Source organism: Nonomuraea sp. NPDC050310 (assembly GCF_040655795.1).
GTDB lineage: Bacteria > Actinomycetota > Actinomycetes > Streptosporangiales > Streptosporangiaceae > Nonomuraea.
In genome coordinates, this window is record NZ_JBFAKP010000010.1 from 206,998 (window position 1) to 231,971 (window position 24,974).

The 24,974-nt window shown below is 71.8% G+C and carries 22 protein-coding genes; 12 read left to right on the forward strand and 10 right to left on the reverse strand.

Annotated features, from left to right (window positions below; all coding sequences use genetic code 11):
• Positions 1–25 precede the first annotated feature (25 nt).
• On the forward strand, positions 26–229 hold the full coding sequence (locus AB0I67_RS24075) for a hypothetical protein (RefSeq protein ID WP_357927455.1): 204 nt from the start codon (positions 26–28) through the stop codon (positions 227–229).
• Here the strand turns inward: AB0I67_RS24075 and AB0I67_RS24080 are convergent, their stop codons facing one another.
• Positions 230–721: a VOC family protein gene (locus tag AB0I67_RS24080; RefSeq protein ID WP_357927456.1), complete on the reverse strand. Its 492-nt coding sequence runs from the start codon at positions 719–721 to the stop codon at positions 230–232.
• A 99-nt stretch (positions 722–820) separates the two neighbouring features.
• On the opposite strand from AB0I67_RS24080, the gene AB0I67_RS24085 reads away from it, so the two are divergent.
• Genes AB0I67_RS24085 through AB0I67_RS24095 form a run of 3 tightly spaced genes read left to right on the forward strand, consistent with a single transcriptional unit; the run spans position 821 to position 7,668 of the window.
• Complete coding sequence (locus tag AB0I67_RS24085) at positions 821–1,804, forward strand: aldo/keto reductase (protein ID WP_357927458.1); 984 nt, start codon at positions 821–823, stop codon at positions 1,802–1,804.
• Positions 1,805–1,816: 12 nt separating this feature from the next.
• The gene (locus AB0I67_RS24090) at positions 1,817–2,395 is read left to right on the forward strand and encodes a TetR family transcriptional regulator (protein WP_357927460.1); all 579 of its coding nucleotides are present in this window, start codon (positions 1,817–1,819) and stop codon (positions 2,393–2,395) included.
• A 35-nt stretch (positions 2,396–2,430) separates the two neighbouring features.
• Positions 2,431–7,668 carry a DEAD/DEAH box helicase gene (locus AB0I67_RS24095; RefSeq protein ID WP_357927462.1) on the forward strand — a complete coding sequence of 1,746 codons (5,238 nt, stop codon included), beginning with the start codon at positions 2,431–2,433 and terminating at the stop codon, positions 7,666–7,668.
• 418 nt (positions 7,669–8,086) lie between these two features.
• Here the strand turns inward: AB0I67_RS24095 and AB0I67_RS24100 are convergent, their stop codons facing one another.
• Positions 8,087–9,172, reverse strand: a complete 1,086-nt coding sequence (locus AB0I67_RS24100) for a glutamate--cysteine ligase (protein WP_357927464.1) — start codon at positions 9,170–9,172, stop codon at positions 8,087–8,089.
• Between the two features lie 53 nt (positions 9,173–9,225).
• Here AB0I67_RS24100 and AB0I67_RS24105 point away from each other — a divergent pair, with 53 nt between their 5' ends.
• A complete protein-coding gene (locus AB0I67_RS24105) occupies positions 9,226–9,987 on the forward strand; it encodes a phosphotransferase (protein ID WP_357927465.1) in 762 nt (253 codons plus the stop codon).
• Here AB0I67_RS24105 and AB0I67_RS24110 read toward each other — a convergent pair.
• A complete protein-coding gene (locus AB0I67_RS24110; protein WP_357927466.1) occupies positions 9,939–10,613 on the reverse strand; it encodes a M15 family metallopeptidase in 675 nt (224 codons plus the stop codon). The two genes, AB0I67_RS24105 and AB0I67_RS24110, sit on opposite strands and share 49 nt — an antisense overlap.
• Positions 10,614–10,625: 12 nt before the next feature.
• On the reverse strand, positions 10,626–11,786 hold the full coding sequence (locus AB0I67_RS24115; RefSeq protein WP_357927467.1) for an ROK family transcriptional regulator: 1,161 nt from the start codon (positions 11,784–11,786) through the stop codon (positions 10,626–10,628).
• A gap of 177 nt (positions 11,787–11,963) precedes the next feature.
• Here AB0I67_RS24115 and AB0I67_RS24120 point away from each other — a divergent pair, with 177 nt between their 5' ends.
• From AB0I67_RS24120 to AB0I67_RS24135, 4 genes are all read left to right on the forward strand, one after another.
• Positions 11,964–13,307, forward strand: a complete 1,344-nt coding sequence (locus AB0I67_RS24120; RefSeq protein WP_357927469.1) for an extracellular solute-binding protein — start codon at positions 11,964–11,966, stop codon at positions 13,305–13,307.
• Positions 13,308–13,422: 115 nt separating this feature from the next.
• Entirely contained in the window at positions 13,423–14,322 is a 900-nt protein-coding gene (locus AB0I67_RS24125) for a sugar ABC transporter permease (RefSeq protein ID WP_357927471.1), read from the forward strand.
• On the forward strand, positions 14,322–15,173 hold the full coding sequence (locus AB0I67_RS24130) for a carbohydrate ABC transporter permease (protein ID WP_357927473.1): 852 nt from the start codon (positions 14,322–14,324) through the stop codon (positions 15,171–15,173). Before AB0I67_RS24125 ends, AB0I67_RS24130 begins: the two co-directional genes overlap by 1 nt.
• A gap of 69 nt (positions 15,174–15,242) precedes the next feature.
• Positions 15,243–16,670: a glycoside hydrolase family 3 protein gene (locus tag AB0I67_RS24135; protein ID WP_357927474.1), complete on the forward strand. Its 1,428-nt coding sequence runs from the start codon at positions 15,243–15,245 to the stop codon at positions 16,668–16,670.
• 97 nt (positions 16,671–16,767) lie between these two features.
• Here AB0I67_RS24135 and AB0I67_RS24140 read toward each other — a convergent pair whose 3' ends face one another.
• Positions 16,768–17,943, reverse strand: coding sequence for an ROK family transcriptional regulator (locus tag AB0I67_RS24140; RefSeq protein ID WP_357927476.1), 1,176 nt, complete (start codon positions 17,941–17,943; stop codon positions 16,768–16,770).
• Between the two features lie 83 nt (positions 17,944–18,026).
• On the opposite strand from AB0I67_RS24140, the gene AB0I67_RS24145 reads away from it, so the two are divergent.
• Genes AB0I67_RS24145 through AB0I67_RS24155 form a run of 3 tightly spaced genes read left to right on the forward strand, consistent with a single transcriptional unit; the run spans position 18,027 to position 21,090 of the window.
• Positions 18,027–19,853 carry an endonuclease/exonuclease/phosphatase family protein gene (locus AB0I67_RS24145; protein ID WP_357927478.1) on the forward strand — a complete coding sequence of 609 codons (1,827 nt, stop codon included), beginning with the start codon at positions 18,027–18,029 and terminating at the stop codon, positions 19,851–19,853.
• Positions 19,854–19,861: 8 nt separating this feature from the next.
• On the forward strand, positions 19,862–20,311 hold the full coding sequence (locus AB0I67_RS24150; protein ID WP_357927480.1) for an Rrf2 family transcriptional regulator: 450 nt from the start codon (positions 19,862–19,864) through the stop codon (positions 20,309–20,311).
• Positions 20,311–21,090: a DNA-formamidopyrimidine glycosylase family protein gene (locus AB0I67_RS24155; protein ID WP_357927482.1), complete on the forward strand. Its 780-nt coding sequence runs from the start codon at positions 20,311–20,313 to the stop codon at positions 21,088–21,090. Before AB0I67_RS24150 ends, AB0I67_RS24155 begins: the two co-directional genes overlap by 1 nt.
• Here AB0I67_RS24155 and AB0I67_RS24160 read toward each other — a convergent pair.
• The 5 genes from AB0I67_RS24160 to AB0I67_RS24180 all read right to left on the reverse strand — a co-directional run bounded on the left by AB0I67_RS24160 (position 21,087) and on the right by AB0I67_RS24180 (position 24,927).
• Positions 21,087–21,443, reverse strand: coding sequence for a helix-turn-helix transcriptional regulator (locus tag AB0I67_RS24160; protein ID WP_357927484.1), 357 nt, complete (start codon positions 21,441–21,443; stop codon positions 21,087–21,089). The genes AB0I67_RS24155 and AB0I67_RS24160 overlap by 4 nt on opposite strands.
• Positions 21,444–21,651: 208 nt before the next feature.
• Positions 21,652–22,140 (reverse strand): nicotinamide-nucleotide amidohydrolase family protein, encoded by a 489-nt coding sequence (locus AB0I67_RS24165; protein ID WP_357927486.1) that lies wholly within the window; start codon positions 22,138–22,140, stop codon positions 21,652–21,654.
• A gap of 7 nt (positions 22,141–22,147) precedes the next feature.
• Positions 22,148–22,720 carry a CDP-diacylglycerol--glycerol-3-phosphate 3-phosphatidyltransferase gene (pgsA, locus tag AB0I67_RS24170; protein WP_357927488.1) on the reverse strand — a complete coding sequence of 191 codons (573 nt, stop codon included), beginning with the start codon at positions 22,718–22,720 and terminating at the stop codon, positions 22,148–22,150.
• Entirely contained in the window at positions 22,717–24,120 is a 1,404-nt protein-coding gene (gene rimO / locus AB0I67_RS24175) for a 30S ribosomal protein S12 methylthiotransferase RimO (RefSeq protein ID WP_357927489.1), read from the reverse strand. Before rimO ends, pgsA begins: the two co-directional genes overlap by 4 nt.
• Before the next feature lie 36 nt (positions 24,121–24,156).
• On the reverse strand, positions 24,157–24,927 hold the full coding sequence (locus AB0I67_RS24180) for a RodZ domain-containing protein (RefSeq protein ID WP_357927491.1): 771 nt from the start codon (positions 24,925–24,927) through the stop codon (positions 24,157–24,159).
• Between the last annotated feature and the right edge of the window lie 47 nt (positions 24,928–24,974).

Genomic DNA, 24,974 nt, shown 5'->3' on the forward strand with positions numbered 1-24,974 from the left:
CCGCCGGAGTGGGTAGGACCGGGCCATGGCGAAATCCCCCAAGAAGTCGCAGCCATCGCCCCCGAAGTCGGCCAAGAACCGGACCGGCCGGGCCCGGCGCCGCCACCTCGACCTTCTGATGCGGCAGGCCGTACAGAAGGAGAAGGCGGAGCGCTCCGAGCGGCACGCGGGTCTCCGGCGGGAGCCGCGGGCGGGCGTCGATCGCTCCAGGCGCGCCTCGCGCCGCTGATCACAGCACGCGCGAGCCGTACATCTCACCGAGATGGTCGGCGAGCAGCTCCAGCCGGGCGCCGTCGGGGTCCCTGAAGTAGATGGAGGCGCCGCTCTCGATCTGGTGCGGCACGCCGGCCATCTCCAGCTTGCCGCGCAGCCGTTCCCAGGTGGCCGGGTCGACGGAGATCGCGATGTGGTGCAGGCCGCCGAGCACCTCCTGGTAGGGGCCGAGGTCGAGGCCGGGGAAGTCGAAGAAGGCCAGCAGGTTGCCGTTGCCGAGGTCGAAGAAGAAGTGGTTGCTGCCCTTGTAGTCGCGGTTCTCGAAGATCTCGGTCAGCGGGAATTCGAGCAGCTCCTGGTAGAAGCGGACGGTCCGCTCGACGTCGGAGGAGAGCAGGGCGAAGTGGTGGAGGCCGCGTGCGCTGCTCGGGGGACGGTGGGGAAGGAGGTACTGCTGCTTGATGTGCTCACGTTTGGCGGCGACGGCCGCGTAGTCGATCTCGCTCACCTGGGGTTCACCTCACTTCCTCATATCTCCCGCGGCATGGGACTCAATCCTCGCTGACAAAGTTTGAAATCTGTCAGTCCATAGTCCATACTCAAGGCTATGGAACTTCGCACCCTGGGTAAGAACCAGGTCTCCGCGCTCGGCCTCGGCTGCATGGGCATGTCCGATCTGTACGGCCCGGCCGACGAAACCGAGTCGATCGCCACCATCCACGCAGCCCTGGACGCCGGGGTCACCCTGCTCGACACGGGCGACTTCTACGGAATGGGGCACAACGAGCTGCTCATCGCCAAGGCCCTCGAAGGCCGCGAACGGCCGCAGATCAGCGTCAAGTTCGGCGCGCTACGCGACCCCGCGGGCGCCTGGCTGGGCTACGACGGCCGGCCCGCGGCGGTCAAGAACTTCCTCGCGCACAGCCTGCGCCGGCTCCGCGCCGACCACGTCGACGTCTACCGGATCGCCCGCGTCGACCCCGCGGTCCCGATCGAGGAGACCGTCGGCGCGATCGCCGAGCTGGTGTCGGCCGGATATGTCCGGCACATCGGCCTGTCCGAGACGGGCACCGACACCATCCGCCGGGCGCACGCGGTCCATCCGATCGCCGACCTGCAGATCGAGTACTCGCTGCTGTCGCGCGGCGTCGAGGACGAGATCCTGCCCGCCTGCCGCGAGCTCGGCATCGGGATCACCGCCTACGGCGTGCTCTCCCGCGGCCTGCTGAGCGGCCACTGGTCCCCCGCGCGCGAACTCGCGCCCGGGGACTTCCGCTCGGTCAGCCCGCGCTTCACCGGCGCGAACCTCTCCCACAACCTCGCGCTCACCGAGGCCCTGCGCGACCTCGCCGGAGCCCGTGGCGTGACGGTCGCGCAGCTCGCCATCGCCTGGGTGCTCTCGCGCGGCGCCGACATCGTGCCCCTGATCGGCGCTCGCACCCGCGAACGGCTCGCCGAGGCGCTCGGCGCGCTCGACCTCGCGCTCACCCCCGCCGACCTGGCCGCCGTCGAGGCCGCCGTGCCCGCGGGCGCCGCGGCCGGCTCGCGGTACGGCGAGGCCCAGATGGCGCACCTGGACAGTGAACACTGAGAAAATCGGGACATGACCGACGGCGTGCTGACCCGCGAGCAGATCCTGACCACCGCGCAGGAGGTGCTCAGGCGGTACGGCCCGGCCAAGGCCACCGTCGTCGACGTGGCCCGCGCCCTCGGGGTGAGCCACGGCAGCGTCTACCGGCACTTCCCGAGCAAGGCCGCGCTGCGCGAGGCGGTGACGCAGCTCTGGCTGGAGGAGTCGCACGCCGCCCTGGCCGCCGTCCCCGCCGGACCGGCCCCGGACCGGCTGCGCGCCTGGCTGAGCGCCCTGTTCGCGGCCAAGCGCAAGAAGGCGTTCGACGATCCCGAGCTGTTCGCGACCTACCTCGTGCTCGTCGGCGAGTCCAGCGCCGTCATCGACGCGCACATCGCGGACCTCGTCGGGCAGCTCACCGAGATCATCTCCGACGGGGTACGGCAGGGCGTGTTCCGCACCGACGACCCGGCGGTGTCGGCCCGGGCGGTCTTCGACGCCACCAACCGCTTCCATGATCCGCAGTACGCCCCCGAGTGGTCGGATCCCGGCATCGACCAGCACTTCGAGGCGGTCGTGGCGCTGATCTCCCGTGGCCTGTCCGCCGGCTGACCGATTCTGTCGGTCGGCGAGGGCACACTGTGGGCATGACCTCGCTCGACCGGTTCAGCCCGATGGCGCAAGAGTGGTTCCGCAGCGCCTTCGCCGCGCCCACGGCGGCGCAGGACGGCGCGTGGGAGTCCATCGCGCGCGGTGACAACACGCTGGTCGTGGCGCCGACCGGGTCCGGCAAGACGCTCGCCGCCTTCTTCTGGTCGCTCGACCGGCTGGCCACCACGCCGTCGGAGACGAAGTCGTGCCGGGTCCTCTACATCTCGCCGCTGAAAGCGCTCGCCGTCGACGTCGAGCGCAACCTGCGCGCGCCGCTGGCCGGGCTCAAGCAGACCGCGCGGCGGCTGGGCGAGCCGGTGCCGGAGATCTCGGTCGCGATCCGCTCCGGCGACACCTCGGCCGAGGAGCGGCGGCGCTTCGCCAGCAAACCGTCCGACATCCTCATCACCACGCCCGAGTCGCTCTTCCTGCTGCTCACCAGCCAGGCGCGCGAGGCGTTGCGCGGCGTCGAGACGGTGATCGTCGACGAGGTCCACGCCGTCGCCGCGACCAAGCGCGGCGCGCACCTCGCGCTCAGCCTCGAACGGCTCGACGCCCTGCTGGAGCGGCCGGCGCAGCGGGTGGGGCTGTCGGCGACGGTCCGCCCGGTCAGCGAGGTGGCCGCCTTCCTCGGCGGCACCCGCCCGGCGACCGTCGTGCAGCCGCCGTCGGACAAGGTCATCGAGGTCGAGGTGGTCGTCCCGATCGAGGACATGACCGAGCTCGACGCCGCGCCGCCGCCTTCCGGGGCCGAGTTCGAGATGGCCGAGCCGGCCCGGCGGTCGATCTGGCCGCATGTGGAGGACCGGCTCTTCGACCTGATCGAGGAGCACAGCTCCACCATCGTCTTCGCCAACTCCCGGCGGCTGGCCGAGCGGTTGTGCACGCGCCTCAACGAGCTGGCCTTCGAGCGGGAGCAGGGCCTGGAGGCGATCGACCTGTCCGTCTGGGAGACGCCGCCCGGCTCCGGCGAGCCCGCCCGGCCGCCCCGGGAGGACAAGGGTGTGCGCGGGCCCGGCGCCCGGCGACCGCCCGCCGACATGATGGCGCAGGCCGGCGCGGCCAAGGGCGCGCCCACCGAGATCGTCCGGGCACACCACGGCTCGGTCTCCAAGGAGGAGCGTTCCCAGATCGAGGAGGCGCTCAAGTCGGGCCGCCTGCCGGCCGTGGTCGCCACCTCCAGCCTGGAGCTGGGCATCGACATGGGCTCGGTCGATCTGGTCGCCTGCGTGGAGGCCCCGCCGAGCGTGGCCAGCGGGCTGCAGCGCATCGGCCGGGCCGGGCACCAGGTGGGCGCGGTCTCCCGTGGCGTGATCTTCCCGAAGTACCGCGGCGACCTGATCCAGACCGCGGTCGTCGCCGAGCGGATGAAGAGCGGCCAGATCGAGGAGATGCGCTACCCGCGCAACCCGCTCGACGTGCTGGCCCAGCAGATCGTGGCGATGACCGCGCTCGACGAGTGGACGGTCGACGAGGTCGAGGCCCTGGTCAAGCGGGCCGCGCCCTACGCGACGCTGCCGCGCACCGCGCTGGAGGCGACGCTCGACATGCTGGCCGGGCGCTACCCGAGCGAGGAGTTCTCCGAGCTGCGGCCTCGGGTGGTGTGGGACCGGGTGACCGGCCTGCTCCAGGGCCGGCCCGGCAGCCAGCGGTTGGCGGTCACCAACGGCGGCACCATCCCCGACCGCGGGCTGTTCGGCGTGTTCCTGGTCGGGGAGAAGGGCTCGCGGGTGGGCGAGCTCGACGAGGAGATGGTGTACGAGTCGCGGGTGGGCGACGTCTTCGTGCTGGGCGCGAGCTCCTGGCGGATCGAGGACATCACGGCCGATCGGGTGCTGGTCTCCCCCGCTCCCGGGCAGCCGGGCAAGCTGCCGTTCTGGCACGGCGACACCCAGGGGCGGCCAGTGGAGCTGGGGCGGGCGATCGGGGCGTTCCTCCGGGAGCTGTCGAGCGAGGGCGCGGAGAAGAAGACCGGGAAGCCGGGAGGGTCCGGGACCTCCGGGAAAACCGCGGCCACCGGTAAGCGTGCGAAGGCCGGGGCCTCTGCCGAGGGCGGCGGCCCCGGTGACGCGGTGGGGCGGTTGCGGGCGGCCGGGCTCGACGACTACGCCGTGGGCAACCTCCTGGCCTACCTCGGTGAACAGCGCGAGGCCACCGGCTATGTGCCGGACGACCGGACGCTGGTGGTCGAGCGGTTCCACGACGAGCTGGGCGACTGGCGGGTCGTCATCCACTCCCCGTACGGCGCGCGGGTGCACGCGCCCTGGGCACTGGCGATCAACCGGCGGCTGCGCGAGCGCTACGGCCTCGACGTGCAGGCGGTGCACTCCGACGACGGCATCGTGCTGCGCATCCCCGACACGCTGAGCGAGCCGCCGACCGACGTGGCCGCCTTCGACGCCGACGAGATCGAGCGGATCGTCACCGAGGAGCTGGGCGGGTCGGCGCTGTTCGCCTCGCGGTTCCGCGAGTGCGCGGGGCGGGCGCTGCTGTTGCCCCGCCGTACGCCGGGGAAGCGGTCGCCGCTGTGGCAGCAGCGGCAGCGGGCGGCGCACCTGCTGGGGGTCGCCTCGCAGTACGCCAGCTTCCCGATCGTGCTGGAGACCATGCGCGAGTGCCTCCAGGACGTCTTCGACGTCCCCGGCCTGGTGCAGCTCATGCGCGACATCGCCGCGCGGCGGATCCGGGTGGTGGAGATCGAGACCTCGCAGGCCTCGCCGTTCGCCGCGTCGTTGCTCTTCCACTACATCGGCGCGTTCATGTACGAGGGCGACGCGCCGCTGGCCGAGCGGCGGGCGCAGGCGCTCGCGCTCGACACCGCGCTGCTGGCCGAGCTGCTCGGGCAGGCCGATCTGCGCGAGCTGCTCGACCCCGACGTCATCGCCGACTGCGAGCGGGAGCTGGCGCGGCTCGACCGGCCGTTGCGTGACCGGGAGGACCTCGCCGACCTGCTGCGCTCGCACGGCCCGCTGCTCGCGGCCGATGTCAGCGTCCGCGAGGGCGACCCAGCCTGGCTGGCCGAGCTCGAACAGGCCCGGCGGGCCATCCGGGTGCGGGTGGCCGGCGAGGAGCAGTGGGCCGCCATCGAGGACGCCGGCCGGTTGCGCGACGCCCTCGGCGTGCCGTTGCCGGTGGGCATCCCGCACGTCTTCCTGGAGCCGGTCGCCGATCCGCTCGCCGACCTCGTGGCCAGGCACGCGCGCACCCGTGGCCCCTTCACCTCCGGCACCGCCGCGGCCCGCTTCGGCCTGGGCGTCGCGGTGGTGAGCGACACCCTGCAGCGGCTCGTCGCCTCGGGACGGGTGGTGAGCGGTGAGTTCCGGCCCGGCGGGCGGGGCGAGGAGTGGTGTGACGCCGGGGTGCTGCGGATGATCCGCCGCCGGTCGCTGGCCGCCCTGCGCAAGGAGGTCGAGCCGGTCTCCGCGGAGACCCTGGCGACCTTCCTGCCCGCCTGGCACGGCATCACGGCCTCGACCTACTCCGGCGCGCGCGGCCCCGACCAGGGGTACGGCGGAGCCGCTGCCGCCGGCGGTGTGGACGGTCCTATCGGTTCCGGAGGGTACGGCAGAGCGGACGGTCCTGCCGGTGTCGGCGGACACGAGTACGGCAGGGCCGGCGGTTCTGTCGGAGGCGGTGGGCGGGACTACGGCGGGGTGCACGGCTACGCCGGGCCGGCTGGTGCTGGTGGGCGGGGGTATGGCGGGGCCGACCTTCGGGGGGCGCGGAGCGGGGCGGCCGGGGCGGCTCGGGCGATGGATTCGCTGGTCAACGCCCTGGAGCAACTGCAAGGCGCCGCAGTGCCCGCTTCCGCGCTGGAGACCCTGGTGCTGCCCGCCCGCGTGCCCGGCTACCACCCCGCGTTGCTCGACGAGCTGACCGCCTCGGGCGAGGTCGTCTGGGCCGGCCAGGGCTCGTTGCCCGGCGGGGACGGCTGGGTGTCCCTGTACTTCGCCGACACCGCGCCCCTGCTGATGCCCGACCCGCTCGACATCACCCTCACCCCGTTGCACGAGAAGGTGCTGGAGGTGCTCGGGGGCGGTGGCGCGCTGTTCTTCCGCGGGCTGGCCGACCGGGCAGGGTCGCTCGACGACTCCGGACTGGTCGCCGCGCTGTGGGACCTGGTGTGGTCGGGCCGGGTGTCGGGGGACACCCTGGCGCCGCTCCGGGCCACTCTCGGCACCGGACGTCCCGCCCACCGCCCGGCCACCACCCGCCGTCGCCGGGCCGTCCTGCCCACCCGTAGCGGGCCGCCCACGGCGGCCGGGCGGTGGTGGCTGTTGCCCGAGCCGTCCGCCGAACCCACGCTCCGGGCCCAGGCCCAGGCCGAGGTGCTCCTGGAACGGCACGGCGTGGTCACCCGGGGGGCTGTCACGGCCGAGCGGCTGTCCGGGGGGTTCTCGGCGGTTTACCAGGTGCTCCGGGCTTTCGAGGAGAGCGGGCGGTGTCGTCGGGGGTACTTCGTCGAGGGGCTGGGTGGGGCGCAGTTCGCGCTGCCTGGCGCGGTGGATCGGATGCGGGCACTCTCCCCTCGCCTGGGCGACTCCCCCGGCTACCGCCCAACCGACACTCCCCGCCCAACCGGCTTTCCCTCAACCGACACCCTTCGCCCAACCGATCTTCCCCCGGCTGACGCCCTCCCCTCGACCCTCGTCTCCGGCCCGACCGATGGCCTCGGCCCGAGCGATGGCCCCGGCCCGGTGGACAACCCTGGAGCAGGTGACGGCCCTCGTTCGGCGGGCGGTTTCGGCTCAACCGACGGCCTTCACTCGACCGACGGGGCTCGCTCAGCCGACGGGCCCCGCTCGGCTGGGGAGCCTCGCTCGGCGGCGGGTGGAGGGGGCGGATCCGCGGGGTGGTCTGGGGAGGTGCGGCGTGCTGTGGTGCTGGCTGCTGCCGATCCGGCCAACCCGTACGGGGCGGCGTTGCCCTGGCCCGCACATCCCGGGGACGTCTCGCACAAGCCTGGGCGGAAGGCGGGTGCGCTGGTGGTGCTGGTGAACGGGTCGCTCGTGGTGTACGTGGAGCGGGGTGGGAAGACGTTGCTCTCCTTCACCGACGACGAGCGGCTCCAGCCGGCGGTGGATGCGCTTGCCTTGGCCGTCCGGGACGGGGTGCTGGGAAAGTTGACCGTGGAGCGGGCGGACGGGGAGTCCATCAACGACTCGCCTCTGGGGGCGGCGCTGGAGGCGGCTGGGTTCCATCCGACGCCCCGGGGCCTTCGGTTGCGCGCCTGAGCCCGCCCCAGGGGCCGTGCGGCAGAAGAATCCCCGGGCGCGAGCAGGTCGGCACCCGGGGCAGTCTCGGTTCGATCCCGCCGGCCAGGCTGATCCCCGCAGGTTCCGCTGCGCTCCGGGGACGGGGTCAGGGGGTTCGTCTCGCGGCCGCGCCCAGCTGATCCCGCAGATTCAGCTGATCCCGCAGCCAGCTGATCCGCAAACCCCGAAGCTCCCGCAGATCCAGCTGATCCGCAGATCCCGAAGGTCCCGCTGATCCGGTGAGACCGCAGGGCGTTCTGGCCGTCGGCTTCGTCGGCAACGGCCAGGTGCGCCGCAGTTGATCCCTGGCGACCTCCCGACCACCGGCCCTGCGTCGGCCGGTGGCGGTTGCGGTGATGCTGATCGGTCTGGGCAGGACGGCGACGCGCTGTACGGGTCAGGCGACCGTCGCCTCGATGAGGTCGTCGACGACGCCGGTGAGGCCGTTGCCCCACGAGTGCGCACGGCGCTGGCGGGTGGCGCCGGAGCCGCGCAGGATGAGCAGGTCGAGTCCCTCTTCGACGAATTCGAGGTCGCCCGCGGCGTCGAGGGCGTGCCGTACGTGGTCGAAGAGGCGGTGGGCCAGGGCGGCGGCGGGCAGGAGGTCGCCCTGGAGCAGGTCGAGGCCGGAGCCGGAGGTGCCGTCGCGGGCGGCCCGCCAGTAGGCGGCGCGGACGAGCTCGGCGGGGATGGGCGGCCCGAGGTCGCCGCGGGCGACGGCGTCCAGGGCGGTGACGACGAGGGCGCGGATGAGCCCGATGAGCACAAGGCTGTCGTTGACGTCGAGCGGCACGTCGGCGACGCGGATCTCGACGGTGGGCAGGGCCGGTGAGGGCCGGCAGTCCCAGAAGACGGTCTTGGGGTCCATGAGCGCGCCGGAGCGGGCCATGGCGGTCAGGGCCGCCTGGTAGTCGGCGTAACTGGCGAAGTACGGCGGAGCCCCGGCCACCGGCCAGCGGCTCCAGCTGATCGCCCGCCAGGAGGCGTAGCCGGTGTCGCGCCCGGCGAAGTACGGGGAGTTGGCCGCGAGGGCGAGCAGCGCGGGCAGCCAGGGCCGCAGGTGGTTGCCCACGTAGACCGCGTGTTCGGGGCTGGGGACGTCGATGTGGACGTGGAGCGCGCAGATGCTGATCTCGTCGTGCAGCGCACGGTAGACCGCACGGGCGTGGTCGTAGCGGGCGCCTTCGGTGAGCGGGGCCGGTGCCACCTCGCCGAGCACCGGAATTCCGCTGGCCACGACGGCCAGCCCGCATTCGCGCGCCGCACGTGCGATCTCCTTCCTGGCGGCGCGCAGGTGGTGGCCGATGGAGATGAGCGCCGTGGTGGGCGGGGTGCGGGCCTCGATCTGGAACTTGGTGATCTCGTGGGTCAGGTCGAGTGTCCGCGAGGTCGCCGCCAGGACCTCGGCCGCCCGGGGCGTGACATGCCGGGTGGCCGGATCGACGACGAGATATTCCTCTTCGATCCCGATAAGGGGGGTCACGTACCGGTTTGTGCCCATCCAGTGCGTCAGGCGAACCCGGCTAGGCTGCGGCGGTGATTACCAGACTGGGCGAGGGATGGGACAACGTCGCCTACGACTTCGGCGGCGAGTTGATCGTGCGGCTGAGCAAGGCGCCCGACCCAGACCTGACCCGGCGCGAGGTGGCTCTGCTCGCCGCCGTCGCGGCGCACGCGACCCTGCCGGTACCCGAGGTGGTGTTCGCCGATGAGAGCACGGGCTTGATCGTCTACCGCAAGCTGCACGGCGAGCCTCTGTCGGCCCCGGAACCGGGCATCGCCGCTGAGCTGGGCGAGTTCCTCACCGCCCTGCACCGCGCGCCGGTCACCGGCCAGCCGGTCCCGCGGGTGGCCACCCCGCTGGCCGAGCTGCGTGACCGGGCCGCGGCGGAGTTCCGGGAGGTGGCCGCCGAGCTGCCCGCCGCGGCCTGCCGTACCATCGAGCGCTTCCTCGCGCGGCCGGTGCCGGCCGACTCGGCGTTGCTCGCGTTCTGCCACAACGACCTGGCCCAGGAGCACGTGCTGGTGAGCGAGGGCCGGGTGAGCGGCGTGATCGACTGGAGCGACGCGGCGATCGCCGACCCGGCCCGCGACTTCGCCCTCCTCTACCGCGACGTCGGCCCGGACTTCGTGGCGCGCATGCCGTACCACAACCCGACGGACGCGGGCTGGGTCGAGCGGGTGCCCTTCTACGCGCGCTGCGCCCTGGTCGGCGACCTGGCCTACGGCGTGCGCACGGGCACGGCGCACTACGTGGCGGAGGCCCTGGGCACGCTCGACAGGACGGTCGGCCCGTAGAGCGCGTGCGCCGAGCCGGTGGCCAGGGCCCAGTAGCGGTCGCCGAAGGACCAGTGCCACCACTCGGTCGGGTAGTTGACCAGCCCGACCGGTTCGAGCGCGGCGGCCATGAGCTTGCGGTGCTGGCGGGCCTCGCCGGAGATGTTCGCGGCGCCGGTGTAGCAGGCGCCGTCGCTCTGCTCGGGCGTGGCGTTGAGCTCGGTGCCGAGGTCGTACTCGACCCCGTCGGGGTCACAGAGTGTGAGGTCCACCGCGGCGCCCGCGGTGTGCGGCGCGACCGCGACGGGCGCGACGTAGCGGCTGGCCGCGACCTCGATCTCCTCAGGGCTCAGGTCGGGGAAGGTCTCGCGCAGCGAGGCCGAGTAGCCGTCGAAGATCTCCTGCTGGGTGGTGATCGGCCGGTAGCCCTCGACGATCAGCAGGTGGTAGCCGTCGGGCAGCCTCCGCTCGGCCTTCTCCAGCCGGGCCAGCAGCCCGGTGCGCAGGTGGGCGTAGGCGCCGGCGGCGTCGGCCAGGCGCGTGTCCAGCCGGAGCCGGCCGCGCACGTCGGCCAGAGGCTCGCCGGACTCCGCCACCGGAACGGCGGCCACCCGAGGGTCGGAGATCAGCACGATGTCATCCCGCATGGGGATCAATTCTCACACGGTGTCGGAGAAGACCTGCTCACGGGCCTGCTCCAGCGCGGCGACGAGCGCGCCGCGCAGGACCGGATTGCCGGTGACGCCGGTGGTGACGACGCGCGGCCGGGTGGGGCAGACGCGGGCGACCGCCTGCTCGACCTTGGCCGCCAGCACCTCGCCGCCGGCGCGGCCGACGTCGCCGCTGAGCACGACGAGGCCGGGGTCGAGGACGACGGAGATGGCCGCGACGCCGACCGCCAGGCGGGTGGCGACCTCGTCGAGGTAGCTCTCGGAGTTGCGCGCGACGGCGGTGCGGAGCTGGTCGGGGACGGTGCGGCCGGGCACGCCGTGCAGGGCGGCCAGTTCCTCCAGCGCGTCGTGGCCGACGAGCCGCTGGTAGGAGCCGGACTTGGGCTGGGAGACGTCGGTCGGCAGCGGCTGGCCGGGCACGGGCAGCCAGCCGATCTCGCCGGCGCCGCCGGAGATGCCGCGGTGCAGCCGGCCGCCGAGCATGACGCCGAGGCCCTGGCCGATGCCGGCCCACACGACCGCGAAGTCGTCCTGGCCGGTGGCGGCGCCGTAGCGGTGCTCGGCCAGCGCGACCAGGTTGACGTCGTTCTCTATGGTGACCGAGGCGCCGAGCGTCCGGCGGAGGTTGTCCAGCACGCCGACGTGCCAGCCGGGCAGGTCGAGGGAGAAGCGGACGTCGCCGGTGGCCGGGTCGACGACGCCGCGGGTGCCGATGACGAAGGACCGCAACTGGCCCAGTTCGATCTGGGCTGAAGCACACGCCCGCTGGACCGCGCTTTGTACGGTCTTGACGGGATTCTTGCCGTCCAATGGGTCAACAGTGATCTCAACCACGATTTTACCTGTGATGTCGGCCACACCCACGGTGATGCTCTCCGGCAGCACTTCGAGCCCGGCGACGTAGGCGCTGGAGGGCACGACGCCGTACAGCGCGGCATTGGGACCGCGCCCGCCGGCCCGCTCGCCGGCGACCTCGACCAGTCCCCTTTCCTCCAGGCGTGCCAGCAGCTGACCTGCGGTTACCTTGGAGAGGCCGGTGAGTTCCCCCAGCTCGGCCCGGGTCAGCGGTCCGACCGACAGGAGGAGCTCGAGTGCGCTGCGATCGTTCAGCCTGCGGAGCAGTCGAGGCGTCCCAGGACTCTGGACCACGGTTCGGCCCCCCTCTCGTCACGATCGGCTAACGAGTTGTTTCTTTTAAGAAAGTTTCTTGTTAGTTTAGCAGCAGTCATCCAGACTGACGATCAGCCAGGTGCGGACCCCAGGGCCCGGCACCGTTTCTGAAACGCAAACCCCCGACGCGTTTGAAGCCGGGAAGGGAGAACCCTAGTGAGGATCTCGAAGATCACGGCCACGACGGTCACCACGGCCGCCCTTGCCCTGGGTCTGGCCGCGTGTGGCGGAAGTGAGCCCGCCAAGCCGTCCGAGGCCCCGCAGGCCGGCGGCTCGTCCGCCGCGGCGACCCCCGCCGGCAAGCAGTTCGCCGGCAAGGAGCTGACGCTCTGGCGCCTGGGTGACGTCAACCCGGCCGCCAAGAAGTACACCGACGCCCTCACCGCTGCCTACACCGAGCAGTCCGGCGCCACCGTCAAGGTCGAGTGGATCCCGTGGCCGCAGGTGAACGACAAGTTCACCGCCGCCGCCGCGGGCGGCGCCGGCCCGGACGTCACTGAGATCGGCAACGACCAGGTCCCGCTCTGGCAGAGCCAGGAGGCCCTGGAGCCGGTCACCGACATCGTGTCCGCGGGCGACCAGGCCCAGATCCCGAAGAACCTGATGGGCCTGGAGACCATTGACGGCGAGACCTACGCCGTGCCGTGGGGCGGCGGCTCGCGCGCCGTGCTCTACCGCACCGACTGGTTCAAGGAGCTCAACCTCGAGGTGCCCAAGACCTGGGACGAGCTCCTCGCGGCGGCCAAGAAGATCCAGGAGGCCAAGGGCAAGGACGTCGACGGCTTCGCCTTCAACGGCGGCTCCGACGCCAACCACCTCCTCGGCGCCCTCGCCTGGACCGGCGGCGGCGAGTACGCCGTCAAGGAAGGCGACAACTGGGTCAGCAAGGTGACCGAGCCGGCCTTCAAGGCGGGCTTCGAGCAGTACACCAACCTGGTGACCAGCGGCATCTCCTCCAAGTCGCGCCTCAACCAGAACACCACCGACATCCGCACCCGCTTCGCCAACAGCAAGGTGGGCATGTACCTGACCGCTTCCTGGGACATCCCCGGCATCGAGCAGGACTCCAAGGGCAAGATCAAGAAGGACAAGCTGGCCTTCTTCCCGCTGCCCGCCAAGGACGGCGGCGAGGCCGCGTCCTTCTTCGGTGGCAACGACATCGCGGTGTGGGGCAACGCCAAGGACAAGGACCTGGCCAAGGACTTCGTGAAGTTCGCCACCACCAAGGAGTGGGCGGACCGCTACGCCCTCGAGGGCGGCCTGCTGCCGGTCTACTCCGACACCCTGGCCAAGCTCGCCGAGGACCCGGACCAGGCTCCGTTCGCCAAGGCCTTCGCCAAGGCCAAGGCCTTCCCGGCCGACCCGAACTGGACCGAGGCCAACGAGACCAAGGCCGTCATGCAGAACGCGGCGCGCCAGGTGATCGAGGGCAAGGCCACGGTCGACGAGGCTCTCGCCGCGGCCAAGAAGGAAATCGAGACGATCCTCAACCAGTCCTGATCACATGACTGACACGTCTACGCTCGCCCGGGGTGGGGGCCGACACTCCTCCTCCCCGGGTCGGGGGTCCAATCGCCGCCGCCCGGCCCGGGCGAAGGGCCTGCCCAACTGGGCGGTGCCGTACGTTCTGCTCATCCCCGGCCTGCTGGTCATCATCGGACTGCTCGTCTATCCGCTGATCCAGATGGCGATCATGTCCTTCCAGAAGGTGGGCGTGGCCCAGGTCGCCGGCAAGAAGCCGGCCACGTGGGTGGGGGTCGACAACTACACCAGCATCTTCGAGAGCGAGATCTTCTGGACCGCGCTGCGGAACACGGTGGTCTTCGCGGCCATCGCCGTCCCGCTCACGCTGATCCTCGGCACCGCCGTCGGCGTGCTGCTGCAGAAGCTCGGCCGCAAGATGTCCCTGGTCCTGATCGTGGGTCTGATGTTCGCCTGGGCCGTCCCGCCCGTGGCCCAGGGCGCCATCTGGCGCTGGCTGGCCGACGGCGAGCGCGGCATCATCAACTGGGCGCTGAACCTGCTGCCCGACTGGCTGTCGAACCTGCTGTTCGGCCGCTCCGACTGGACCGGCGAGCCCTGGCTCAACGACGCCTGGTCCATCTACATGATCCTGATCCTCTGCGTCGTCTGGGCGGGCATCCCGTTCGTCGCCGTCTCGGTCCTGGCCGGGCTCAAGGGCATCCCCAGTGAGCTCTACGAGGCCGCGAGGGTGGACGGCTCGGGCGCCTGGCGCACGTTCTGGAAGATCACCTTCCCGCTGCTCAAGCCGGTGTTCGCGGTGCTGACCGTGCTGTCGATCATCTGGGACTTCAAGGTCTTCGGGCAGTTGGTCGTCCTGGGCGGCCAGACCAACCGGGAAGCGTTCAACCTGTCGATGTACGCCGTCGCCGAGGCCTTCAAGGCCCCGCCGAAGATGGGCTCGGGCGCGGCCATCGCCGTCGTGCTCACGATCTTGCTGCTCATCGTGACCGCCGCCTACATCCGGCAGCTGTTCAAGCAGGAGGAGCTCTGATGACTCCGTACGCCCGCCGCCTCATCGGCAAGATCGGCATGAACGCGCTCGCCGTGATCGTGCTGCTGGTGATGATCTTCCCCGTGTACTGGATGGTCTCCACGGCCTTCAAGTCCAACGAGCAGATCTTCACCACGGAGTTCATCCCGTTCCCCACGGACTTCACCTTCGAGCACTTCACGAACGTCCTCACCAAGGGCGTCGCGGAGCACTCGATCTGGCTCTACCTGGGCAACAGCGCCATCGTGGCGCTGGTCACCGTGCTCATCGGCGCGGTCTTCGCCCTGCTGTCGGCCACGGCCATCGCCCGCTTCCGTTTCAAGGGCCGCACCAGCTTCCTGGCCACGCTGCTCATCATGCAGATGATCCCCGCCGAAGCCCTGGTCATCCCGCTCTTCATGAACGTCAAGCGGCTCGGCCTGTACGACCAGCTCGCCGGGCTGATCGTCACGCAGATCGCGCTGACGCTGCCGTTCGGCATCTGGATGTTGCGCACCTTCGTGGCCGCCGTGCCCAAGTCGCTGGAGGAGGCGGCCTGGATCGACGGGGCCAGCCGGTTCACCACCTTCTGGAAGGTGCTCTTCCCGCTGGTGGCCCCCGGCCTGGTGGCGACCAGCATCTTCTCCTTCATCACGGCGTGGAACGAACTGGTCATGGCGCTGTACCTGATCAACGACCCGACCAAGTACACCATGCCGGTCGCGCTGCAGTTCTTCTTCGGCCAGCGAGGCACTGACTGGGGCGCCATCATGGCGACGTCAACGCTGATGACCCTGCCCGTGGTCATCTTCTTCCTCCTCGTTCAGCGCCGCATGGTGTCCGGCCTGGTGGCCGGCGCCGTCAAGGGCTAGCCAAGGTCTCCGTACGGCTCGCGCCGCGTCCTGCCGGGGCGCGGGCCGTACTTCCTGATGGGAAAAATCATGAGTGATCGGGGGCTGCGCCGCCTTGCGGCCGGCACACTCCTGGCCGCGTTCCAGGGCACCACGGCACCCGACTGGGTGTTGCGGGCGCTGGGCGAGGGCCTGGGTGGCGTCACACTCTTCGGATTCAACGTCTCCACCCCGCCGCAGGTGAGCGAGCTCACCGCGGCCCTGAAGTCGGCCGGCGAGCCGGTCATCTCCCTCGACGAGGAGGGCGGTGACGTCACCCGGCTGGCCTACCACGTGGGCAGCCCGTACCCGGGCAACGCCGCGCTCGGCGCGGTCGACGACGTGGACCTGACCTGCCGGGTCTACCGCGCGATCGGCGCGGAGCTGGCGGCCTGCGGGATCAACCTCGACATGGCGCCGGACGCCGACGTGAACACCGCCGACGACAACCCCGTCATCGGCACCCGTTCGTTCGGCAACGACCCGGAGCTGGTCGCCCGGCACACCGTGGCCGCCGTCTCGGGCCTGCAGTCGGCGGGGGTCGCCGCCTGCGTCAAGCACTTCCCCGGCCACGGCGCGACCCGCGTGGACTCGCACCTGGCCATCCCGGTCGTGGACGTCGGCCTCGACGTGCTGCGCGAGCGCGAGCTGGTGCCCTTCCGCGCCGCGATCAAGGCCGGCACCAAGTCGATCATGACCGCGCACGTGGCCGTGCCCGTGCTGACCGGTGACGATCCGGCGACCCTGTCCCCCGCCGCGCTCACCCGCCTGCTGCGCGAGGAGCTCGGCTACGACGGCGTCGTCATCTCCGACGCGCTGGACATGCACGCGATCACCATGAGCGTCGGCCTGGCCGGCGGCGCGGTGCGCTCGCTGGCCGCCGGGGCCGACCTGCTCTGCCTCGGGCCGATCCCGTCGCAGGCCGACGTCGAGGCGGTCATCGCCGAGATCGTCCTGGCCGTGGGCGACGGGCGGCTGCCGCTGGCCCGCCTGGAGCAGGCCGCGGCCCGGGTGGGCGAGCTGCGCGCCTGGTTCGGCTCCTCGGCCGACCCGGCGGGCGACGCCGGCATCGGCCTGGACGCGGCCCGCCGTGCCGTACGCCTGTCCGGCGAGACCGCGCCGCTGGTCGATCCGCTGGTCATCGAGGTCGACACGCCCCCGACGATCGCCGTCGGCGACGTGCCGTGGGGCCTGGCTCTGCCGGAGGCCGAGACGGTGCGGATCAAGCCCGCCGACGCCGACGCCGACGAGCTGCTCGGCCGGGCGGCCGACCGCTCGCTCGTGGTCGTGGTCAAGGACGCGCACCGCTACGCCGACAGCCGCGCGCTGGTCAGCGAGCTGGTCGCGGCCCGGCCGGACACCACGGTGATCGAGATGGGCCTGCCCATCTGGCGCCCGCAGAGCGCGGCCTACATCGCGACGTACGGCGCGGCCCTGGCCAACGCGCAGGCCGCCCGGGAGCTCCTGCTCACCGCCTAGCCTCGTAGACCCTCTCCCCGGAAAGCCCCGCGTCACCTGCCGGCGCGGGGCTTTCACCATGCTCAGGAGCCTGGGATCGCTCCCAGGAAGGTCATGCTCAAGAGGTGAACAGTTCCTCGCGCGCCTGGTCGAGCGCGGCCAGCACCGCACCCCGCAGCACCGGGTTGCCCTCCACCGCGGTCGTCACGACCTCCGGCCGGATCGGGCAGATGCGGGCCACGGCCGCCTCGACGCGGGTGGTGAGCGCCGCGCCCCCGGCCCGGCACACGTCGCCGGCCAGCACCACGCGGCCCGGGTCGAGCACCACGCAGACCGCCGCCACGCCCAGCGCCAGCCGGTGCGCGATCTCGTCGAGGAACGGCTCGCCGCGCTCGCCGGCGGCCATCGCCGCCTGCACGCCCTCGCTGGCGTCGGTGACCGCGAAGCCGTACCCCTTGGCCAGGTCGGCCACCGCCTCGGCGCTGACCAGCGACTGCAGGCCGCCGGCCAGCGACGGCAGCCGCCCCGGCTCGGCCCGCACGTCCTCGGGCAGCGGCACGCCGGGCACCGGCAGGTAGCCGATCTCGCCCGCGCTGCCCGAGCGGCCGCGGTGCAGCTTGCCGTCGAGCATGACGGCCAGGCCGATGCCGCGCGAGGCCCACAGCAGCACGAAGTCGTCGACCCCCCGGGCCGCGCCGCCGGCCGCCTCGGCGACGGCGGCGAGGTTGACGTCGTTCTCGATCGTCACCTCGCGCTTGAGGTCGCGGGCGAGCGCCTCGTGGATGCCCTCGTGCCAGGCCGGCAGGTCGAAGGAGAAGCGCACGTCGCCGCTGCGCGGGTCGACCACGCCGGGGGTGCCGATGACCACGCCGCGCAGCTTGGACAGGCTCACCTTGGCGCTCTTGCACGCCTTGACCACCGCGCTGTGCACCACGGAGACCGGGTCGTCGCCGTTGGGGCTGACGGTGACCTCCGCCAGCGTGCGCCCGTGGATGTCGGCGATCGCCGTGGAGACGTTCTCGGGGCCGACGTCGAGACCGGCGACGTAGGCGGAGTTGGAGACCACCGAGTAGAGCGCGGCGTTGGGCCCCCGCCCGCCCGCCTGCACGCCCACGACCTCGACGAGTCCGCGCTCCTCCAGCCTGGCCAGCGTCTGGGAGGCGGTCACCTTGGACAGCCCGGTGAGATCGCCGATCTGGCCGCGGGTCATCGGTCCTTCGCCGAGGAGCAGTTCGAGGGCCGCCCGGTCGTTGATCTCCCGTAGCAACCGCGGCACACCAGGACGTCGCTCCACCGTGAATCCCAACGTCAAATCGTTAAGGTTGCTGAGAGTTTAGCGCTCTTGCCAACAAACCCGAATGGACGTGAGGATGCCTCATGCCCGCCCTCCCGCTCGCTTTAGGCATCATCCTCCTCTTCGACGTCCTGCGGGTCTTCCTCCCGTCACTGATCACTCTGTTCGGCCGGGCCGGGGAGACGCCCGCCGAACTGATGGGCCTGTACGCCGCGCTCTGGTTCGTCCTGCCGTTCCTGGCCGCCCTGCTCAAACCCCGCTGGTCCCTGTACGGCGGAGCCGCCCTCCTCCTGCTGGCGCGCCTGGGGCTCCAGACCGGCCTGGAACAGCTCTACACCGCCTCAGCGGGCGTCACGGCGGGCCTGGTGTTCCTCTACGGCTGCGCGCGCACCCTGGACCGCCACGCGGTCGCCCGGGGCGTCTCCGGCGGCCTGGGCGCGGCGGTGCTGATCCACCTGCTGCTGGGCAACGTCGATCTGGTCTGGCGCGACGGCGTGCTGCCCTGGCTGGGCGTGCTCGCGCTCTGCGCCGCCTTCGCCGCCTCCCTGCCGCAGGCGTCGGCCTCCGAAGACCTCGCGCCGTCCTCGACGTGGTTCCTGTTCGGCCCGCTCCTCCTGCTGACCGGCATGTACCTGCTCACTCCCCCGGCGCCCGGCCTGGCGGGCACCCTGCTGCCGGCGATGTGCGCGGCGGCCTTCGTGTTCACGCCGGAACGTGTCGCCACCCTGCCCATGACGGTGGTCTGGACGGTTCTCGGGCTCGCCTCCCTCGTCGTCCCGGCCGTCCCGTTGACCGTCTTCCTGCCGATGGCCGCCCTGACCGCGATGGCGCTGACCGCGCGGCGGGCCCGGCCCCCGGCGCGGCCCGGTGGTGCCCTGCTCGGCGGGACGCTCCTGTTCCTGGTGGCGACCTTCGCCTACTACGCCGCCTACGACCTCGACCTCGGCTTCCCCAACACGCTGGTTCCGGTGGCCGTCTCCGTCGCGGTGCTGGCGGTGGCGCTGGTGGCCGCGCGCACGCCGGACACGCCGCCGCCGGCCCCCGAGTGGGTCCGGCTCGCCCTCGTCGCCGGCGTGGCGGGGCTCGTCGCGCTCACCGGCCTGCGGTCCGAGCCGCCGCTGCGGCCCAAGCAGGGCGACACCGTGACTGTCATCGCCTACAACATCCGCATGGGCTTCGGCCTGGACGGCCGGCTCTCCCTCGACGCCATCGCCGACTGGGCGGCCACGAAGAAGCCGGACGTCGTCCTGCTGAGCGAGGTGGACCGCGGCTGGCTGCTGAACGGCGGTCACGACGGGCTGGCCCGCATCGCCGACCGGCTCGGGATGCGCTTCCACTTCGCGCCCGCCGCCGACCGGGTGTGGGGCGACGCGATCCTCACCAACCTGCCGGTCCAGGTCGCCTCGCACCCGCTCGGCGAGCACGACTACCCCACCGGAGCGCAGGCGCAGGCGATCGTGGTCAAGGTCGGCGAGCGCGAACTCGGCATCGTCAACACCCACCTGCAGGCGCCGCCCGGACAGGCTCCCGAGGTGGCGGCCATCGCCCGCAACCTGGCCGCCGGGCTCGACCCCGCCGCCGCGGGACCGGACTCCGGCACCCCGATGGGCGCCTCCGGCTCACCCGCGCCGGCGACGCCCCGCCCGGTGCTGCTCGCGGGCGATCTGAACATCCGTTCCGACGACGCGGCCGGGCTCAAGCCGCTGCTCGACGCCGGTCTCACCGACCCGCTGACCGCGCTCGGCGACCCGATGACCTCCCCGGCCGACCGGCCCGACCAGCGCATCGATCACCTGCTGATCTCCAAGGGCCTGACCGTGGTCTCCGCCGAGGTGCCGCGCGTGCCGTACTCCGATCATCTGCCCGTTGTGGCGACCTTGCGGCTAACCAGTCTTGACCAGGAGGGATAATCGGTTACATGCGCCTTTCCGCTCGTGTCGACTACGCCCTCCGTGCCGCCGCCGAACTCGCCGCTGCGGGTGCCGGACCGACTACCGTGGGTGAGCTGGCGAAAGAGCAGGACATGCCGCCCAAGTACCTGGAGAACATCCTGCTCCAGATGCGCCGGGCCGGCCTGGTGCGCGGCCAGCGCGGCCCTGAAGGCGGCTACGTGCTGGCCAGGCCCGCGGCGGAGATCTCGCTGGCCGACGTGATCAGGGCCGTGGACGGGCCGCTGGCCAACGTCCGCGGCGAGCGGCCGGAGCACGTGGGCTACCGCGGCCCGGCCGAGTCGCTGCAGCAGGTCTGGATCGCCCTGCGCGCCTCCGAGCGGGCCATCCTCGAAGAGGTGAACCTGGAGCACGTGGCCAAGGGCGAACTGCCCGCCAGCGTGCGTGACCTGGCCGCCGACCCGGCCGCCTGGGACTGATGCCCGAGGGGGACGCGGTCCACCGCACCGCCGCCAAGCTGCGGCGGGCCCTCGACGGTCATGTCCTGACCCGTTCCGACTTCCGGGTTCCCCGGCACGCCACCGCCGACCTGTCCGGCCGGCGGGTGCTGGAGAACCTGTCACGCGGCAAGCACCTGCTCACCCGCGTCGAAGGCGACCTGACCGTGCACACCCATCTGCGCATGGAAGGAAGCTGGCAGATCTTCCCCGCCCGGGCATGGCTGCCCCGCGGCGACCAGGTGCGCCTGGTGCTGGCCACGGCGGAGGTCCAGGCGGTGGGGATCAGGCTGGGCATGGTCGACCTGCTGCGCACGGCCGACGAGGACCGGGTGGTGGGCCATCTGGGCCCCGACCTGCTGGGCCCCGACTGGGACGCGGAGGAGGCGGTGGCGCGGCTGCTGCGGGCCCCGGAACGGACCATCGGGGAGGCACTGCTCGACCAGCGCAACCTGGCGGGCATCGGCACGATCTATCGCGCGGAGACGCTCTTCCTGCGCGGCGTGTGGCCCTGGCGCCCGGTGGGCGAGGTGAACGACCTGGTCGGCCTGGTCTCACTGGCGCAGCGACTGCTGGAGGCCAACAAGGATCGGGCGGGAGCGGTGACCACGGGTGATCGCCGTCAAGGCCGGGAACGGTGGGTCTACGGCAGGGCGGGCAGACCCTGTCGCCGATGCGGAGGACGCATCAGTCGCGGGGAGATGGGAGCCAACCCACAGGAGCGACTCATCCTGTGGTGCGGTCACTGTCAGCCTCGTTAGGCGGCCACCATGTCCTTCACCTCGGGGAAGACGGAGTCGCCGAGCGAGCCGGGAACGGTCTCGGCCAGCGGCAGGCGCTCGTGCTCGGGCGCGTCGGCCAGCACGGGGGCAGCCTGGAGTTCGGCGAGCGCGAACTGGTCGGAGACCTCACGCAACACCTGAGAGAGCGGAACGCCGAGCGCACCGCAGATCGACGCGAGCAGTTCGGAGGAGGCCTCCTTCTGACCGCGCTCTACTTCGGACAAGTATCCGAGCGACACGCGCGCGAGCGTGGACACCTCACGCAACGTCCGCCCCTGCCGGACGCGCAGCCGCCGCAGCACGTCGCCCAGAAGCTGGCGCAGCAGGATCATCTGTCGCTCCCTCCCCGGAGTGGTCGTCGGCTTCACTCCACCATGCCCGATCTTCTTCTTGACTTCGTACATACTCCTCGCCGTCATCGTCGGGCGTCGCTGCTTGGCAGCCGGCTCTCGGACCTCACTCACAGCTCCACCGTACCCGTATCCACCGACACCGCGTCAGACCGTGCATCGCATGTTCGCTGGGGACGTAACACGGTAATCATCCGGAATGTTCCCCCATGTTCGCCTTCAGCACACCTTCGAGCAGATCGACGGCCTCGTGAACCGTCTCTACCCGAATACCGTCACGTGACCCATCCAAGCGCAGATCTTTACTCCAGACCCGCCCGTCAGGACCGTACACCGCGGCGAAAACGGTGCCCACGGGTTTTCCGTCCTGCGGATCGGGTCCCGCCACCCCGGTGACCGCCAGCCCGTAGCTCGCCCCGCAGGCCCGCGCGACCCCTTCGGCCATCGCCGCGGCCACGTCAGGATGGACCGCGCCCTCACGCGCCAGCAGATCGGCCGGCACGCCCAGCAGCGAGTCCTTCAGGTCGGTGGCGTAGGCGATCACCCCGCCCCGGAAGGCACGGGAGGCGCCGGGGACGGCGGTGAAGGCGGCGCCGATCGACCCCCCGGTCAGCGACTCGGCGACCGCCAGCGTGGCGCCCTGCCGTACCAGCTCGGACAACACCCGCTCGGCGCTCACCCGCGCGTCACTCCCCTCGGGCCCGCTTGGCCACCTGGCGCAGCCGCACGGCGCGCCACACGTAGTCGACACCGGTGCCGAGAGTGACCAGCACCGCGGCGCCCATCACGACCCAGCGCAGCGGATCGGGCGCGAACGGCAGCAGGTAGAGCACGATCGCGGCGATCTGCAGCACGGTCTTGACCTTGCCGCCGTAGCTGGCCGGGATCACGCCGTCGCGGATCACCCAGAAGCGCAGCACCGTGACGCCCAGCTCGCGGACGATGATCACGATGGTCACCCACCACGACAGCTCGCCCAGGATCGACAGCGAGACCAGGGCCGCGCCGGTCAGGGCCTTGTCGGCGAGCGGGTCGGCGATCTTGCCGAAGTCGGTGATCAGCCCGTAGCGCCGGGCCAGCTCCCCGTCCAGATGATCGGTGATCGAGGCGACCGCGAAGACGCCCAGCGCGGCCAGCCGCCAGCCCGGGCCCGGCAGGAACAGGCAGGTCACGAAGAACGGGACGAGCGCTAGCCGAATCACCGTGAGCACGTTGGCGATGTTCCACGGGCTCACCAAGCGGCGCTCGTCCCTGGTCATGGACCGGCCTTGATGCGGGCGATCAGGTCGACGCCCTCGGCGTCGACCACGACGGCCCGGACGATCTGCCCGGGCAGCAGCCCGATGCCCTGCACGGTGACCGAGCCGTCCACCTCGGGGCCCTGGTGCGCCGCGCGCCCCTCGTAGCCGCCGTCGCCGAGATCCTCCTCGATGAGGATGTCGACCTCGGTGCCGATGCGCTCCTCGGCCCGCTGGGCGGTCAGCTCCTCGGCCAGCTCGGTGAGCACGCGCACGCGCTCGTCGACGACCTCCTGCGGCAGCTTGCCGTCGAAGGTCGCCGCCTCGGTGCCGTCCTCGTCGGAGTAGCCGAACACGCCGATCACGTCGAGCCTGGCGGCCTCCAGGAAGCCGACCAGCTCGCCGAACTCCTGCTCGGTCTCGCCGGGGAAGCCCACGATGAAGTTGGACCGCACGCCCGCCTCGGGAGCCTGCTTGCGCACGACCTCCAGCAGGTCGAGGAAGCGCTCGGGGTCGCCGAAGCGGCGCATCCGGCGCAGCACCGGGCCGCTGGCGTGCTGGAAGGACAGGTCGAAGTAGGGGGCCACGCCCTCGGTGCCGGCGATCACGTCGATCAGGCCGGGCCGCAGCTCGGCGGGCTGCAGGTAGCTGGCCCGCACCCGCTCGACGCCCTCGGTCGCGGCGAGCTGCGGCAGCAGCTTCTCCAGGGCGCGCAGGTCGCCGAGGTCCTTGCCGTAGGAGGTGGAGTTCTCGCTCACCAGGACCAGCTCGCGCACACCGCGGTGGGCCAGCCAGTCGGCCTCGGCCAGCAGCTCCTCGGGCCGGCGCGAGACGTAGGCGCCGCGGAAGGCCGGGATGGCGCAGAAGGTGCAGCGGCGATCGCAGCCGGAGGCCAGCTTGAGCGAGGCCACCGGGCTCTCGTCGAGCCGCTTGCGCAGGACGCGCGGGCCGCTGGCGGGCGCCACCCCCGTGGGCAGCTCGCCGTGGCCGGGGATGTTGGTGGCGCCGCGCCGCTCGACCGGCGAGATGGGCAGCAGGGTGCGGCGGTCGCGCGGCGTGTGCGCGTCGTGCTTGCGGCCGGCCAGCACGTCGTCGAGCCGCGTGCCGATGTCGGTGTAGTCGTCGAAGGAAATGACGGCGCTGGCCTCGGGCAGGGCCTCGGCCAGTTCCTTGCCGTACCGCTCGGCCATGCAACCCGCGGCGATCACCTTGGCGCCGGAGTCGGCGGCGGCCAGCAGCGTGTCGATCGAGTCCTTCTTCGCCGAGTCGATGAAGCCGCACGTGTTGACGACGACGACGTCCGGGTCTTCCTCGCCGAGCTGCCAGCCGGAGGCTTCGAGGCGCGCGGCGAGTTCCTCGGAGTCGACCTCGTTACGGGCACAACCCAGAGTGATCAGGGATACGGTTCTGCGGGATGACATGGTGCCCCCTACGGTATCGGCACTCGGCCACTACCTTCACCGGGGCCTGGGTACCGAAGGTCCGAAGGACCGCCGCACCGTCTCCCCCCGCGCTCCGAGCGTGCCCAGGTTCTTGCCGTTGACCTGCAGTGAGACCGCGCCGGCGTCACCGATGAGCAGCTTCACCTCCGACGGCGCCTTCCACGTCGTGGTGCGGCCGGCCGGCATGGTCCCGGCGAAGAGCTTACGGCCCCGCGCGTCCCGCACGGTGACATATGCCGAACGCCTGGCCTTGGCCCGCACCACGACCATCGACGCCTGCCCCACGGACTGCGCCTGCGTACGGCGAGGCGGCTCCGGAGCCGGGGTGCGTCCCGCGCCGGCGGTGATGCTGGGCACGCTCGCGGCGGGCTGGATCTCGGCGGTCGGCACCTCGCCGCTGCCGCCCATCACCCGCACCACCCCGAAGACCAGGACGATGGCCAGGGCCACGCCGAGCGCCATCGTCCAGTTGGGGCCGCGCCGCTCGCGCAGCCGCACCTTGCGGTCGGCGCGGAAGACCTCGGCCGCCCTGACCGGGACCGGCACCCCGCCGTGCTGGTCCTCGTAGAACTGCGCCATGGCCGCCGGGTCGAGGCCCAGCGCCTTGGCGATGCCCTTGACATGCCCCCTGGCATAGAAGTCGCCCCCGCAGAGGGAGAAGTCGTCACGCTCGATGGCGTACAGCACAGCCTCGCGGATGCGGGTGCTCGCGCTGAGCTGACCGACCGTCAGCCCTTTCTCCCGCCTGGCCTCGGCCAGCATGGAGCCAATGCTCTGCTCGTTCACTCCCCGCCCCTGACCTTGCGTAGTGAGTCACATTCAATCAGTTATCA

Coding starts and splice junctions, on each gene's coding strand:
- AB0I67_RS24075 (WP_357927455.1), top strand. CDS start 26: ATGGCGAAATCCCCCAAGAAGTCGCAGCCATCGCCCCCGAAGTCGGCC.
- AB0I67_RS24085 (WP_357927458.1), top strand. CDS start 821: ATGGAACTTCGCACCCTGGGTAAGAACCAGGTCTCCGCGCTCGGCCTC.
- AB0I67_RS24090 (WP_357927460.1), top strand. CDS start 1,817: ATGACCGACGGCGTGCTGACCCGCGAGCAGATCCTGACCACCGCGCAG.
- AB0I67_RS24095 (WP_357927462.1), top strand. CDS start 2,431: ATGACCTCGCTCGACCGGTTCAGCCCGATGGCGCAAGAGTGGTTCCGC.
- AB0I67_RS24110 (WP_357927466.1), bottom strand. CDS start 10,613: ATGCGGGATGACATCGTGCTGATCTCCGACCCTCGGGTGGCCGCCGTT.
- AB0I67_RS24130 (WP_357927473.1), top strand. CDS start 14,322: ATGACTCCGTACGCCCGCCGCCTCATCGGCAAGATCGGCATGAACGCG.
- AB0I67_RS24135 (WP_357927474.1), top strand. CDS start 15,243: ATGAGTGATCGGGGGCTGCGCCGCCTTGCGGCCGGCACACTCCTGGCC.
- AB0I67_RS24145 (WP_357927478.1), top strand. CDS start 18,027: ATGCCCGCCCTCCCGCTCGCTTTAGGCATCATCCTCCTCTTCGACGTC.
- AB0I67_RS24150 (WP_357927480.1), top strand. CDS start 19,862: ATGCGCCTTTCCGCTCGTGTCGACTACGCCCTCCGTGCCGCCGCCGAA.
- AB0I67_RS24155 (WP_357927482.1), top strand. CDS start 20,311: ATGCCCGAGGGGGACGCGGTCCACCGCACCGCCGCCAAGCTGCGGCGG.
- AB0I67_RS24160 (WP_357927484.1), bottom strand. CDS start 21,443: ATGATCCTGCTGCGCCAGCTTCTGGGCGACGTGCTGCGGCGGCTGCGC.
- pgsA (WP_357927488.1), bottom strand. CDS start 22,720: ATGACCAGGGACGAGCGCCGCTTGGTGAGCCCGTGGAACATCGCCAAC.
- rimO (WP_357927489.1), bottom strand. CDS start 24,120: ATGTCATCCCGCAGAACCGTATCCCTGATCACTCTGGGTTGTGCCCGT.